Source organism: Spongiimicrobium salis, assembly GCF_043678055.1.
GTDB classification, from domain to species: Bacteria; Bacteroidota; Bacteroidia; order Flavobacteriales; family Flavobacteriaceae; genus Spongiimicrobium; species Spongiimicrobium salis.
Window position 1 is genome coordinate 1 of record NZ_JBHEQA010000001.1, and the last position, 14,351, is coordinate 14,351.

General features: G+C 39.7%; 14 protein-coding genes and 1 rRNA gene. 7 read left to right on the forward strand and 8 right to left on the reverse strand.

Features of this window, described 5'->3' with window-relative positions; all coding sequences use genetic code 11:
* Window positions 1-283 (reverse strand): 16S ribosomal RNA (locus ACEXOE_RS00005); the annotation flags it as partial.
* A 534-nt stretch (window positions 284-817) separates the two neighbouring features.
* Between ACEXOE_RS00005 and thrS the strand changes: the two genes are divergently transcribed.
* The 5 genes from thrS to ACEXOE_RS00030 all read left to right on the forward strand — a co-directional run bounded on the left by thrS (window position 818) and on the right by ACEXOE_RS00030 (window position 4,600).
* Window positions 818-2,758 (forward strand): threonine--tRNA ligase, encoded by a 1,941-nt coding sequence (gene thrS / locus ACEXOE_RS00010; RefSeq protein WP_394746664.1) that lies wholly within the window; start codon window positions 818-820, stop codon window positions 2,756-2,758.
* Window positions 2,759-2,792: 34 nt separating this feature from the next.
* On the forward strand, window positions 2,793-3,347 hold the full coding sequence (infC, locus tag ACEXOE_RS00015; protein WP_394748481.1) for a translation initiation factor IF-3: 555 nt from the start codon (window positions 2,793-2,795) through the stop codon (window positions 3,345-3,347).
* A gap of 113 nt (window positions 3,348-3,460) precedes the next feature.
* Window positions 3,461-3,658: a 50S ribosomal protein L35 gene (gene rpmI / locus ACEXOE_RS00020; protein WP_394746665.1), complete on the forward strand. Its 198-nt coding sequence runs from the start codon at window positions 3,461-3,463 to the stop codon at window positions 3,656-3,658.
* Between the two features lie 95 nt (window positions 3,659-3,753).
* The gene (gene rplT, locus ACEXOE_RS00025; protein ID WP_394746666.1) at window positions 3,754-4,098 is read left to right on the forward strand and encodes a 50S ribosomal protein L20; all 345 of its coding nucleotides are present in this window, start codon (window positions 3,754-3,756) and stop codon (window positions 4,096-4,098) included.
* An 82-nt stretch (window positions 4,099-4,180) separates the two neighbouring features.
* Window positions 4,181-4,600 (forward strand): DUF4870 domain-containing protein, encoded by a 420-nt coding sequence (locus ACEXOE_RS00030; protein WP_394746667.1) that lies wholly within the window; start codon window positions 4,181-4,183, stop codon window positions 4,598-4,600.
* A gap of 2 nt (window positions 4,601-4,602) precedes the next feature.
* Here the strand turns inward: ACEXOE_RS00030 and ACEXOE_RS00035 are convergent, their stop codons facing one another.
* Window positions 4,603-5,025, reverse strand: coding sequence for a secondary thiamine-phosphate synthase enzyme YjbQ (locus ACEXOE_RS00035; protein ID WP_394746668.1), 423 nt, complete (start codon window positions 5,023-5,025; stop codon window positions 4,603-4,605).
* A 94-nt stretch (window positions 5,026-5,119) separates the two neighbouring features.
* On the opposite strand from ACEXOE_RS00035, the gene ACEXOE_RS00040 reads away from it, so the two are divergent.
* Window positions 5,120-5,923, forward strand: a complete 804-nt coding sequence (locus ACEXOE_RS00040) for an HAD family hydrolase (RefSeq protein ID WP_394746669.1) — start codon at window positions 5,120-5,122, stop codon at window positions 5,921-5,923.
* Between the two features lie 3 nt (window positions 5,924-5,926).
* Here the strand turns inward: ACEXOE_RS00040 and ACEXOE_RS00045 are convergent, their stop codons facing one another.
* From ACEXOE_RS00045 to tgt, 6 genes are all read right to left on the reverse strand, one after another.
* A complete protein-coding gene (locus ACEXOE_RS00045) occupies window positions 5,927-7,186 on the reverse strand; it encodes an asparagine synthetase B (protein ID WP_394746670.1) in 1,260 nt (419 codons plus the stop codon).
* A gap of 131 nt (window positions 7,187-7,317) precedes the next feature.
* Window positions 7,318-8,865, reverse strand: a complete 1,548-nt coding sequence (gene dnaB, locus ACEXOE_RS00050) for a replicative DNA helicase (protein ID WP_394746671.1) — start codon at window positions 8,863-8,865, stop codon at window positions 7,318-7,320.
* Window positions 8,866-9,033: 168 nt separating this feature from the next.
* Window positions 9,034-9,987: an acetyl-CoA carboxylase carboxyltransferase subunit alpha gene (locus tag ACEXOE_RS00055; protein WP_394746672.1), complete on the reverse strand. Its 954-nt coding sequence runs from the start codon at window positions 9,985-9,987 to the stop codon at window positions 9,034-9,036.
* A gap of 60 nt (window positions 9,988-10,047) precedes the next feature.
* The gene (locus tag ACEXOE_RS00060) at window positions 10,048-10,944 is read right to left on the reverse strand and encodes a DMT family transporter (protein ID WP_394746673.1); all 897 of its coding nucleotides are present in this window, start codon (window positions 10,942-10,944) and stop codon (window positions 10,048-10,050) included.
* Complete coding sequence (locus ACEXOE_RS00065) at window positions 10,931-12,013, reverse strand: LptF/LptG family permease (RefSeq protein WP_394746674.1); 1,083 nt, start codon at window positions 12,011-12,013, stop codon at window positions 10,931-10,933. Before ACEXOE_RS00065 ends, ACEXOE_RS00060 begins: the two co-directional genes overlap by 14 nt.
* A complete protein-coding gene (tgt, locus tag ACEXOE_RS00070) occupies window positions 12,013-13,143 on the reverse strand; it encodes a tRNA guanosine(34) transglycosylase Tgt (protein WP_394746675.1) in 1,131 nt (376 codons plus the stop codon). Before tgt ends, ACEXOE_RS00065 begins: the two co-directional genes overlap by 1 nt.
* 359 nt (window positions 13,144-13,502) lie before the next feature.
* On the opposite strand from tgt, the gene ACEXOE_RS00075 reads away from it, so the two are divergent.
* Window positions 13,503-14,348 carry a transketolase gene (locus tag ACEXOE_RS00075; protein ID WP_394746676.1) on the forward strand — a complete coding sequence of 282 codons (846 nt, stop codon included), beginning with the start codon at window positions 13,503-13,505 and terminating at the stop codon, window positions 14,346-14,348.
* The last annotated feature ends 3 nt before the right edge of the window (window positions 14,349-14,351 follow it).

Below are 14,351 nucleotides of genomic sequence, written 5' to 3' on the forward strand. Positions count from 1 at the left end.
CATCGTCGCCTTGGTGGGCCGTTACCCCGCCAACTAGCTAATGGTACGCATGGCCATCCCTTACCGTAACCTTTAATATACTGCCGATGCCGGAAGTACATACCATGGGGCATTAATCCAAATTTCTCTGGGCTATTCCCCGGTAAAGGGCAGGTTCCATACGCGTTGCGCACCCGTGCGCCGGTCGCCATCATCCAGCAAGCTGGATATGCTGCCCCTCGACTTGCATGTGTTAGGCCTGCCGCTAGCGTTCATCCTGAGCCAGGATCAAACTCTTCATCGTTGTTCTTTATATATTGTTCCGACCAACGGGAAGACATTTTCCCGAACCCAGGACCTAATCATCCTTCGTTCTTTCTCTTAAAAAAAAATTCGTACATGTATCAAAACGGACATCCGAAAATGTCCACCCGATACGCTTTGTCTACCAATATTTCAATGAACTCCTATCCGGGCCCAAAAGGCCCGCGCCCAAGCTGCAACATCATCCAAATCATGCCCCATCAGCGCCTAAGCGGGTGCAAATATAACACCCTTTATCCAACACCGCAAAAAGAAATCATACTTTTTTTTAAAAGTTTTTTAATAAAAAGATAACAATCTGACAAACATCGATTTGCACCCTAATAAAAACAAATCTTTTTTTTGGACCCTAAAAATAATATGACCACAATCCATTTAAGCAATCTTTTCCGTACATCTTTATTGTTCTATCTGTTCATAGGACTCAAAATCAAAAAAAAATGAAACCTATATATATTGTGCACATCAATACATATAGTATCTTTGTCAACTTATTTATTATTTAGCATTGGGAATGATTAAAATTACACTGCCAGACGGAAGTATTAAAGAACACGTACAGGGGAGCTCCCCTATGGATGTGGCAAAAGGGATTAGTGAAGGTTTTGCACGAAACGTTATTTCGGCAAAATTCAACGATACTGTAGTTGAAACCACAACAGCATTACAAGAAGATGGCTCCCTTATCTTATACACCTGGAAAGATGCCGAGGGAAAAAAAGCCTTTTGGCATTCCAGTTCCCATGTTGTTGCACAGGCCTTGGAGGAATTATATCCTGGAGTAAAATTGACTATTGGCCCCGCTATTGACAATGGTTTCTATTATGATGTTGATTTGCCCAATGGAAGTATCTCTGAAAAGGATTTCCCCCAAATAGAAAAGAAGGCCCTTGAAATTGCCCGTGGAAAGCACGATTTTAAAATGCGCGCCGTAACCAAGGCAGAAGCTTTGGAGTTTTACACCTCCAACAACAATCAATATAAGGTAGAGCTTATTGAGAACCTAGAAGACGGCACAATTACTTTCTGTGACCATGACTCTTTCACGGATTTATGTAGAGGGGGGCATATCCCAAATACAGGTATTATTAAAGCCATTAAAATATTGAGCGTAGCAGGTGCTTATTGGCGAGGCGATGAAAAAAATACGCAGCTCACACGTATCTATGGTATTTCTTTCCCAAAACAGAAGGAACTTACCGCTTATTTGGCACTTCTTGAAGAAGCTAAAAAACGGGATCACAGAAAATTGGGCAAAGAATTGGAATTGTTCACATTCTCCCAAAAAGTAGGACAAGGCCTTCCTTTATGGCTTCCAAAAGGAGCCGCCTTGAGGGAACGCTTAGAGAATTTTTTAAAGAAAGCACAGAAAAAAGCAGGTTATGAAATGGTGGTTACCCCACATATTGGACAAAAAGAACTCTATGTTACTTCTGGCCATTATGCTAAATATGGGGAAGATAGTTTTCAACCAATACATACACCAAAGGACAATGAAGAGTTTTTATTGAAACCTATGAATTGTCCCCATCATTGTGAAATTTACAACAGTAAACCTTATAGTTATCGCGAGTTACCCAAACGCTATGCGGAATTCGGTACGGTATACCGTTATGAACAGAGCGGGGAACTTCACGGATTGACAAGGGTTAGAGGTTTTACCCAAGATGATGCCCATATATTCTGCACTCCCGATCAATTGGATGAAGAATTTAAAAATGTTATTGACCTATCCTTATATGTGTTGGGGTCTCTTGGTTTTGAAAATTTCACCGCTCAAGTTTCTGTTCGCGATTTAAGTGCCCCTGAAAAATATATTGGCTCCGCGGATAACTGGGAGAAAGCGGAAAATGCGATTATCAATGCCGCTAAGGAAAAAGGACTCGATTTTGTCATCGAAGAAGGCGAGGCAGCATTTTACGGACCTAAGCTTGACTTTATGGTCAAGGATGCTCTTGGACGCAATTGGCAATTAGGCACTATTCAGGTAGATTACAACTTGCCCGAACGTTTTGACCTCTCTTACAAAGGTAGTGACAATGAGCTTCATAGACCTATTATGATCCATCGCGCACCCTTTGGAAGTATGGAACGCTTTATTGCCATACTCCTAGAACATACGGGCGGAAATTTCCCTTTATGGCTTATTCCAGAGCAAGCTATTTTACTGCCAGTGAGCGAGAAGTATGAAAAATATGCCGAAAAAGTTTTAAATTCTTTAGAAAATAACGAAATTCGCGCCCTCATTGATAATAGAAATGAAACGGTTGGCAAGAAAATCAGGGAAGCTGAATTGCAAAAAATCCCTTTTATGCTGATTGTTGGGGAAAATGAAGAAGCAACGGATACGATTTCTGTGAGAAGACACGGTGGAGAGGATTTAGGAGCGATTTCGACTAAAGATTTTTCTGACTTGGTAGCTAAAGAAATAAATAGTACCTTAAAGTCGTTTTAAAAAATAATGATGTTTAATTTAAAGTATATAGGTTATAGCAATACGTAAAAGATTTAGGCCCCAACCTAGAAGGGAGAATAAAAATCCCCATAATATCAATGAAAAGATAACATCGCCAAAGGTTAGGTTGGTAGGCGATAATGTGGAAGTAGGCATCTACTCCCTTAGGGACGCATTGGCAAAGTCCGACGAACTAGAACTGGATTTGGTGGAGATTTCACCAAAGGCAGACCCTCCCGTTTGCAAAATTATAGACTATAAAAAGTTTCTATATGAGCAAAAGAAAAGGGAAAAAATAATGAAAGCAAAGGCCACAAAGGTCATTGTAAAGGAAATTCGATTTGGTCCCCAAACGGATGACCATGATTATGAATTTAAAAAGAAACACGCCGAGAAGTTTCTTAAGGATGGTGCAAAGTTAAAAGCATATGTATTCTTTAAAGGACGGTCGATCGTGTACAAGGATCAAGGTGAGATATTGTTATTGAGGCTCGCCCAGGAATTGGAAGAATTAGGCAAAGTAGAACAGATGCCTAGGTTGGAGGGAAAAAGAATGACCATGTTCATTGCTCCCAAGACAAAAAAATAATATTCCTGTGTTCCTTGAAACAGAAAAAAAAGAGCGTACGATAAAATACGGTACGATACAACATACTGAATTTCGATTCAGCATACGTGAGATTAATATAAACTAGGAAGAAAATGCCTAAAATGAAAACAAAATCCAGTGCTAAAAAGCGATTTAAGCTTACCGGTACTGGTAAAATCAAAAGAAAGCATGCGTTTAAAAGTCACATTCTAACGAAGAAGTCTAAAAAACGTAAGCTTGCGTTAACTCACTCTACTTTAGTACATAAAGCAGATGAGAATAGTATTAAAGAACAATTACGTTTAAAATAATTGTCCTTTACGGTAATTTAATCATTAACCCTGGAGTTGGGCCAATACAAGAATTCGAAATATAACGAATCGCCTACTACAAAAATTTAAAAATTATGCCAAGATCAGTAAATTCAGTTGCTTCAAGAGCTCGAAGAAAAAAAGTAATGAAGCAAGCCAAAGGTTACTTTGGAAGACGTAAAAACGTTTGGACAGTAGCCAAAAATGCGGTTGAAAAAGCAATGTTATATGCTTACAGAGACCGTAGAAATAAGAAAAGAACCTTCCGTGCCCTATGGATTACCCGTATCAATGCAGGTGCCCGTTTACATGGAATGTCCTATTCGCAGTTTATGGGTAAAGTAAAAGCCAATGGAATCGAATTGAACCGTAAGGTTTTAGCCGATTTGGCCATGAACCACCCAGAGGCGTTCAAAGCGATTGTCGACAAAGTAAAATAAATAATAAAATATCTCACGTAAAAAAATCCGATTCTAATAGAATCGGATTTTTTGCGTTAATAGCGTATCAATTTGTATTTACATGGAAACAAAACCAATACCCGCCCAAAATAATCAAGGCATTGCACTACGGGAAGATTATGCTACTATTTCATTGATGCACTATGCCCAATTGCTGAATTTCATGGGACCCTTTGGCTTAATAGTTCCCTTAATACTATGGTCTGGCAAAAAACATGAAATTAAGGATATGGATACTCACGGAAAACAAATCCTCAATTATCAGATAAGCTTGCTCATGTATTCCTTAATTTTCTTTTTTCTATTTTTTATATCCTTTATCCTCACCTTTATATTTATTGGCTTTTTATTTATGTTCCTACTTATTCTGGTTGCCATTCCTTTAGCGCTGTTAAACATTATACCACCTATTTTAGGAGGTTCGGCAGCTGGCAAAGGAAAATACTATAAATACCCCATGACCATTAGGTTCATAAAATAGGGCTAGGAACCCATTAAAGTAATTACAATGGTTCTTCCAGAAGCATTGTTGCGATGTTCGCATAAATAAATCCCTTGCCATACTCCTAAGTTCAACCTTCCCTGGGTTATAGGAATTTGTACGGAACTGCCCATTAAGGAAGCTTTGATATGTGCCGGCATATCATCTGGCCCTTCGTACATATGCCTGTAGTAAGGTGCATTTTCCGGCACCATAATATTCATATGACTTTCAAAATCGGTTCTCACCGTGGAATCTGCATTTTCATTAATAGTAAGACTGGCCGAGGTATGCTTAATAAATACCTGCAACTGTCCAATTTTAACCTGTGCTAAGCCATCCAGTGCTGCGATGACTTCCTCAGTAATTAAATGAAAACCTCTTTTCCTGGCCTTTAATTGTATTTCTTTTTGATAAAATTGCATAGTTTTCCTAATAATGAAATAAATGTAAAACTTTATCTGGGGATGCCAGGTTTTACAATTTAAAAAATATCTTTACGCCTTAGAAAACAAGCCTATGGATCTTTCCCAAATAAAGATGGTGGTGACCGATATGGACGGTACCCTATTAAATTCCCAACACGAAGTAAGCCACCGTTTCTATGAACTTTTTTATGAGCTTCAAAAACGAAATATCATCTTTGTTGCGGCCAGTGGGCGCCAATACAACAGCATGGCGGATAAATTAGCTGAGATCAAGGATGATATTGTTATTGTATCGGAGAATGGGGCTTATGTAAAACGTAGAGAAGAGGTTTTACTGACCACGCCTTTAGGATATGAGGATATTCTTCCCATCCTTGGAATCGTTAACAATACACCAGGAGCCCATGCCGCACTATGCTGTAAGCACAATGCCTATGTCAGTGGAGAATCGGATGCATTTCTAGGCATGCTGCGACAGTATTATTCCAATTTTGACGTCGTTGATCTTATGCAACCTGTGGATGAAGAGGTACTAAAAGTTGCCATTTATCATTTTGAGAGCTCTGAAAAATATATTTTTCCTGCGATGCAACACCTTTCGGATACCCTAAAGGTTAAAGTTTCCGGACCTAATTGGGTAGATGTATCCAGTAGGGATGCCCATAAAGGGCATGCCATTGAAAAATTAATGAAGGAATACCAGATTCAACCCCATGAATTACTCGTTTTTGGGGATTACAACAATGATTTGGAAATGCTATCTCTTGCCGACTATAGTTTTGCCATGGAGAACGCCCATCCCAATGTCCTTAAGGTGGCTAATTATACCACTTTGAGCAATGACCAGAATGGCGTTGAGCATATTTTGGAAAAAATGTTGGGAATGCAATCCTAAATGTTAGGTTTTCTGTTTCTTTTTACGCGCTGCGGGAAATAACACATTATTTAAAATGAGTCGATATCCTGGCGATGTTGGATGCAGTTCCAATTCTGTTTTGGGATCTCCTACCCTATGCTGGTAATCTTCTGGATCATGTCCTCCGTAAAAAGTAAAAAAACCTTTCCCTTTAATTCCATGAATATATCTCGCTTCCCCATTAATCTTATTTTCCCCCAGTATCAATACCGTAGGCTTAATCTCATTTCGTGTAAAAGATGTTGTCTGCCCCATAAACCCCTTGACCAAACTCGTATGGTTCTGTGTTAACATTGTGGGAACCGGATCCCATTTGGCCGAAAAATCCATGAGGGTAAAGTAGTCGGACTCCTTAGGAACATTATTTCTCTTATTGGTCATATCTATAGATGAAAACTCGTAGCGCGCAGGGTTTCTTTCCAAAAGAAAATTTGTAAAGGCAAATGTCTTTTTATAATCCAATTTGTTCTGATAATTGGCCGTAGAAGGATCCCCATCAAACATGGGCTCACAGATATCAACACCTTCTGCCGCCAGAGCAATATCAAAACTATCGGTAGCCGAACACATCGCAAACATGAACCCCCCTCCAATCACATAATTCCTGATTTTTGAAGCTACTGCCCCTTTCTCTTCAGATACCTTATCATAACCTAATTTTGCCGCCAGCTCTTCGGCTTTTCTTTTATTTTCAATATACCAAGGAGCCGCTCTATAGGTTCCATAGAATTTTCCATATTGCCCGGTAAAATCTTCATGATGTAAATGAAGCCAATCATATAAGGCCAATTTATCATTCAACACTTCCTCATCATAAACAGTTTCATACGGAATCTCAGCATAACTGAGCACCATGGTCACCGCATCGTCCCAAGGTTGATTTCCTTTAGGGGAATACACCGCAATTTTAGGAGCTTTCTCCAAGATTACCGCATCTTGATTTTGGGAAGGGCTCCCAATAGCTTCCAAAAGGTTCTGTGTTTGCCCGTTGGACAGTATTTCAAAGGATACGCCACGTATTTGACATTCTTTACGGATTGCCTCCCCATCGGGCAATAAAAAGGAGCCTCCCCTATAATTCAACAGCCACTGCACTTTTTGCTGCTTGGTCAATACCCAATAGGTAATGCCATAGGCTTTTAAATGATCTTTTTGACTTTCCGCATCCATGGGAATCAATATATTGGACGCAAAAATTGAGGTGGACGTTAATAAAACGAGTAGACAAAACAACTTCTTCATAGCAACTAAAACGAAATAAAACGGGCTAACGTATGTTCTTTAAAGTTACAATTTAAAATACAATCCTTTTTTAAAGGACTGGAATATTTGGAAGACTTTAACGCAATAGCAGGATATTTAAGGAAAAATGACTAGAATGGCACATCATTATCCTCCAAGCCAGGCCCATCATTCATAGCGCTCCCAAAGGCTTCATTGGCATCTGGAAGATTTTTGGTCACAAAAGGATTATCGTCATCTGCATTCATTTTCGATTGAAATTCAAATGGCGAATCAAAATCTTCAAGGTTATCAAATTTACCTAAGTGCCCAATGAACTTTAAACGAATGTTTTCCAAACCACCATTTCTATGCTTGGCTACAATAAATTCTCCTTGACCCGCCGTTGGCGATTGTTCGTCGTCATCCCATTCGTCAATCTTATAATACTCCGGACGATAGATGAAAGATACAATATCCGCATCTTGCTCAATAGCTCCCGACTCCCTAAGGTCAGATAGAATAGGGCGTTTACTTCCTCCACGGGTCTCCACTGCCCTAGATAGTTGGGATAGGGCTATTACAGGAACATTCAATTCCTTGGCCAAGGCTTTCAAGTTTCGCGAAATGGTAGAGATTTCCTGTTCACGATTCCCCCCTTTTTGCGTTCCTCCCGCCGTCATCAATTGCAAATAATCAATAATGATCATTTTAATGCCGTGCTGGGAGGCCAAACGTCTTGCTTTGGCTCGAAGATCGAATATGGATAAAGAAGGGGTATCGTCAATGAAAAGTGGCGCTTTTTCCAGGGTCTTTACTTTGACGTTCAATTGTTCCCATTCATGTTTTTCTAGTTTTCCGGTACGCAGTTTTTCCGAAGAAAGTCCAGTTTCCGAAGAAATCAATCGCGTAATCAACTGTACCGATGACATCTCCAAGGAAAAGAACGCTACCGGCGTATTTGCATTCACGGCAATATTACGTGCCATAGATAAGGTAAGGGCTGTTTTTCCCATCCCTGGACGTGCTGCAACGATAATTAAATCACTGGGTTGCCAACCGGAAGTTAATTTATCGAGTTTATCAAAACCTGAAGGCACCCCGCTGAGTCCTTCCTTATTGGAAATTTCCTCGATCCGCTTTTTTGCTTGAATGACCAGATTTTGTGCTGTTTCCGCTGATCGTTTTAAATTTCCTTGGGTAACATCATACAACTTAGATTCCGCAGCATCCAATAAATCAAAGACATCGGTTCCCTCATCATAGGCTTCCTCAATAATTTCGTTGGAAATCTTAATTAGGCTTCGTTGAATATATTTTTGAAGTATAATTCTGGCATGAAACTCAATATGCGCGGAAGACGCTACTTTTTGCGTAAGTTTTATGAGGTAAAAATCCCCTCCAGAAGCTTCTAGCTGTCCGTCTTTCTTTAATTGCGAAGAAACGGTTAATAAATCGACCGGTTCAGAGGTTTCGAACAATTTAAAAATGGCTTCATAGATAAAACGATGTGCTTCTTTATAAAAGACATCTGGATGTAGGATATCTATTACCTCATCCACACCTTTTTTATCAATCATCATTGCACCAAGCACAACTTCCTCTAAATCAACAGCTTGAGGAGGTATTTTACCTCTTTCAAGGTTAATTAAGGCTGACTTGTCTATTTTTCTGCCGGCAATTGGGCTTGGTTTTTCCATGAGTGCTAAAGTATGCAATTAACGTTAAGTTAACTTTAGAATGGACACTTACGATATCCACAGTTGTTCAACAATTAGGCTGTTAATAAGTTACAAATTTATGTTCATAACGAAAAAAAATCCAGAAAATACCTTTTCTGGATTTAAGAAGTTTAATAAAAACACTTGCTAGCCATTAAATACGCCCATATTAGCATATTTTTCCATTCGTGCTTTCACCAATTCTTTTGGTGATAACTTTTCGAGTTCGGCATAATGTTTCAAAATTTCATTTTTTACGATTTCAAAAGCTGCTGCCCGATCGCTATGTGCTCCTCCTGCAGGTTCTTTCACAATTTCATCGATAACATGATGTTTCTTCATATCCGTAGCCGTCAATTTCAAGGCTGCCGCCGCCTGTTCTTTGTACTCCCAACTTCTCCATAGAATAGAAGAACAAGACTCTGGGGAAATTACCGAATACCAAGTATTTTCCAACATCAATACTTTATTTCCCACACCGATACCCAATGCACCACCAGATGCACCTTCTCCGATGATTACTACGATAATGGGCACTTTGAGCCTAGTCATTTCCAGGATATTCCTTGCAATGGCTTCTCCTTGACCGCGTTCTTCGGCCTCAATACCGGGATATGCTCCTGGTGTATCTATAAAACAGACCACGGGAATCTTAAATTTCTCGGCAGATTTCATCAGACGGAGTGCCTTTCTATATCCTTCCGGGTTGGCCATTCCGAAATTTCGATATTGCCTCGTTTTGGTATTATACCCTTTCTGTTGGCCTACAAACATAAAACTTTGATCTCCAATCTTTCCCAATCCTCCGATCATTGCCTTATCGTCCTTCACATTTCTATCTCCGTGCAGCTCCAAGAATGTATCTCCACAAAGGGCATTAATATAATCCAATGTATAAGGCCTATTAGGGTGTCTTGAAAGCTGTACACGCTGCCAAGCGGTTAGATTTTTGTAGATGTCCTTACGGGTTTCATCCAGCTTTTTTTGAATTTGCTTACAGGTTTCTGAAACATCAACATCACTTTCTTCTCCAATGATCAGACATTTATCCAATTGTTCCTCCAATTCCTTGATCGGAAGTTCAAAATCCAAGTACTCCATTCGTTATAACTTTGGTTTCGTTTAAATCAGCAAGCAAATATAAAACATTAATAGTAACGGTTAGCCCTCTGTTTGTTTTTTTAACCTTGTTCTATTCTTTAGAATACCATTGGCGATAACGGTAACCAATATGACCAAAGCACCCACATAAAAGAGCGGGTTCATTTTTTCGCTATCGCCCAAAAGGATGAATGCCAAAATAATGCCATAGACCGGTTCCAGGTTTATACTTAGCATTACCGTATAAGGGCTAATATATTTCATCACTTTTACCGAGGCTATAAAAGCATAGGCCGTACATATGGAAGCGAGTATAAAAATAAAAATCAAATCATTCTGGGATAACCGAAAGAAGCTTGCCTCAAAACTCCCTTGCACACCAAGATAAAGGGATAAAAATAGTACCCCGCTCCCAAGCTCGTATATGGAAATGACCGAAGGTTTTTCGGTTTGAATCAATTTCCCATTGATCAGCGAGAATATGGCCGCTAAAAAAGCAGAAATCAACGCTAGGACAATACCCTCCACATAACTGGTCTCTACATTAAAAATAATATACAGGCCCAACATTACTGCCAATCCAAAAGCTACTTCGTACCAAATCATCTTCCTGCGATACCATATAGGTTCAAGAATGGCTGTAAAAAAAGACCCTGTAGACATTGTGGCCAGGGCAATGGACACGTTCGACACTTTGATTGCCATAAAAAAAGTAACCCAATGCAGGGCAATAAAAAGGCCTGCCATGATTAAAATTCCCATGGTTTTTCGAGATACTTTCAAGGAGAACTTTTTAAAGGCAATAAAAATCAAAATCAATATAGAAGCAATCCCCATGCGATACCATACCAAAGGTAGGGCGTCAATAGTAATTAACTTTCCCAATACGGCAGTAAACCCCCAAATGAAGATGATGAAATGAAGGTGTACATAGTTCTTTAGTTTAGCGTTTGGCATTCTGCAACAGGTAAAAGCCTATAATTCCAAAAACAACATTAGGTATGATTACGGCCAACAAAGGTGAAAATCCCGATTGTTCGGCCAAGGTCCCGAAGACCTTATCAAAAAAGATGTAAATAAAGGCCACTCCAATACCAAAGGCCAAATTGATTCCCATACCCCCGCGCCGTTTAATAGAGGAGACTGCAACAGCAATTACCGTAAGAATAAAAGCGGTTAAAGGTAAGGCCCAGCGTTTGTACTTTACCAATACATAGGTATTGATGTTTGACGCTCCTTTCTTTTTTTGATCTTCTATAAAATCATTAAGTTCAAAGAGGTTCTTGGTTTCCGCAACATACGAAACAGGGGTAAGGTCATTGATCTTAAAATCGAATATGGTATCCAAGCGTCCTTTCTTCTCCAAAATTTCGGTATCCCCTATCATCGTCCTCTTTTCATAACTGGTGAGCCTGTATGTGCTATCCGCAGGCACCCATCGGATATCTGCAGAGGATATTTTGTACTCTAATTTTCCTTCATCATTGAAATGTTCCAAGCTAAAGTTGTAGCCTATTTGCCGTGCCGGCCTAAAGCTGCTGACATATAAAAAATCGTTCTCATTGAGCTGATTATAAATATTGCTGGTCACCCGGTCCTGTTTCCCTCGTTTCAAATATTTAAACTTAAACTCATTGAATCCCTTACTAGCATCGGGGACGATAAACATCGCCAGAAAAAATAGACTAATTGCAATAATGGTCGCTCCAATAAAATAAGGTCTTAAAAAACGGCCAAAGGAAACTCCTGAACTCAAGATGGCCACGATTTCTGTATTATTGGCCAATTTTGAGGTAAAGAAAATCACCGAAAGAAAAAGAAATATAGGGAACAATAGACTGCCTATATATATGGTAAAATTAATATAATACACTACAATTTCATTGGTAGGCGCCTCATTATCGATCATCTTACCGATCTGCTCCGCCAAATTTGCCATAATCCCAATCGGGATAAATAGCAACAGCATCACCGCGAAGGTGAGCAGGTAGCGTTTTAAGATATATTTATCGAGAATTGTGAGCATTACAATCTTTTATCCATTTGTTTCACCATGGTATTTTTCCAAGTCAAAAAATCTCCCGCTAAAATATGTTTTCTAGCTTCGCGAGTCAACCAAAGATAAAATCCAAGATTGTGAATGGTGGCAATTTGTTTTCCCAAATACTCATTGGCGGCAAATAAATGCCGCAAATAAGCCTTGGAATATTCCAAGTCTACAAAAGTGATTCCCATGTCATCAATGGGCGAAAAATCGTCTTCCCATTTCTTATTCTTTATATTAATTGTTCCATGCGCCGTGAACAACATCCCATTTCTGGCATTTCTGGTGGGCATCACACAATCGAACATATCAATGCCCAAAGCTATATTTTCCAAAATATTGATAGGCGTTCCCACGCCCATTAAATACCGGGGTTTATCTTCTGGTAATATTTCGCAAACCACATCGGTCATGGCATACATTTCCTCTGCGGGTTCTCCAACCGATAATCCGCCAATGGCGTTTCCTTCTGCGCCAACCCCTGCAATATACTCTGCGGATTGCTTCCTTAAATCCTTATAGGTAGATCCTTGTACAATGGGGAAAAAAGTCTGTGCATAATCATATTCAAAAGGAACTTTTTCCAAATGCGCAATACAGCGATCCAGCCATCTATGCGTCATGTGCATAGAGCGTTTGGCATAATTATAGTCACAAGGATAGGGCGTACATTCATCAAAAGCCATAATAATATCGGCACCTATGACCCGCTGTACCTCCATTACATTTTCTGGAGTAAAAACATGGTAAGACCCATCTATATGGGATTTAAATTTCACCCCTTCTTCTTTTATCTTCCTATTGGCAGATAAGGAATATACCTGATATCCGCCACTATCGGTGAGGATATTTCGGTCCCAGCCCATAAATTTATGAAGCCCACCTGCTTGCTTTAGGATAGGCGTTTTAGGACGCAAATAAAGGTGGTAGGTATTTCCAAGAATAATGTCAGGATTTATCTCTTCCTTCAGTTCCCTTTGATGTACCCCTTTCACAGAAGCCACTGTTCCTACAGGCATAAAAATAGGTGTTTCGATCTTTCCATGATCGGTAACCATTGTTCCTGCCCGGGCTTTACTTTCAATATCGGTATGGTGTAGTGTAAATTTCATTCGGCTCTTGGGCTCACAATTGGAACAATTTGCTGCAGCACGGCAATAGTTCTAGGATGTTCCAAATGCATCCCCTATTTCACTTTTTCTGTTATGATCGCAAATATAATCAACTCCAACGCACGAACTCCTTAACAAAAAAATAAAGTTGCTTAAATATGCCGTTTGTACCTTTTAAATTTAGCGGGTTTAAAAATTCCGGCACATAGGGCTTCTGGAACAGTTTCAAAACTCTTCTGGCTTACTACAACTGCCTCAGACTAACGTTTGTTCGCCTTATTTTAGTCAAAAAATCTTAGGATTCGCCTTGTATACCCAAAAGATTGCCAGTACATTTGATTTTTTTAAAACAATAGCCAATGTCTAAATTGCAAGAATTACAGGATCTTTGCGTACAAACACGTCGAGATATCCTTAGAATGGTACATAAAGTAAATTCTGGCCATCCGGGAGGTTCCTTGGGATGCACTGAATTTTTCGTAGCACTTTATCACGAAATCATGTCACTGAAAGCAGGGTTCGATATGAATGGAAACGAAGAAGATCTCTTCTTTTTATCCAATGGCCATATCTCTCCGGTATTTTACAGTGTTTTAGCACGCAGGGGGTATTTTCCCATTGATGAGCTGAATACTTTCCGTTTGATCGATTCTCGTTTGCAAGGACATCCTACCACCCATGAAGGCTTGCCTGGAGTACGAATCGCTTCCGGCTCTTTGGGGCAGGGAATGTCAGTGGCCATTGGTGCCGCTTTGGCAAAAAAACTGAACAAGGACGCACACTTGATCTATAGTCTTCACGGCGATGGAGAATTGCAGGAAGGACAGAACTGGGAAGCTATTATGTATGCTGCAGGGAACAAGGTAGACAATATTATTTCCACTATTGATTTAAACGGACAGCAAATTGATGGATCAACGGACCATGTATTGCCCATGGGCGATCTTAAGGTGAAATTCGAGGCTTTTGGATGGGATGTGGTCACCATTGCGCAAGGAAATGATCTTGCCGCCATTCTAGAAGGTATGCAGGAAGCAAAAAGTAGAACGGGAAAAGGAAAACCTGTTTGTGTATTATTGCACACGGTTATGGGGCATGGTGTAGATTTTATGATGCACACCCATGCTTGGCACGGAAAAGCACCGAATGACGAACAATTGGCTACGGCTTTAGCACAAAATCCAGAAACTTTAGGGGACTATTAATTA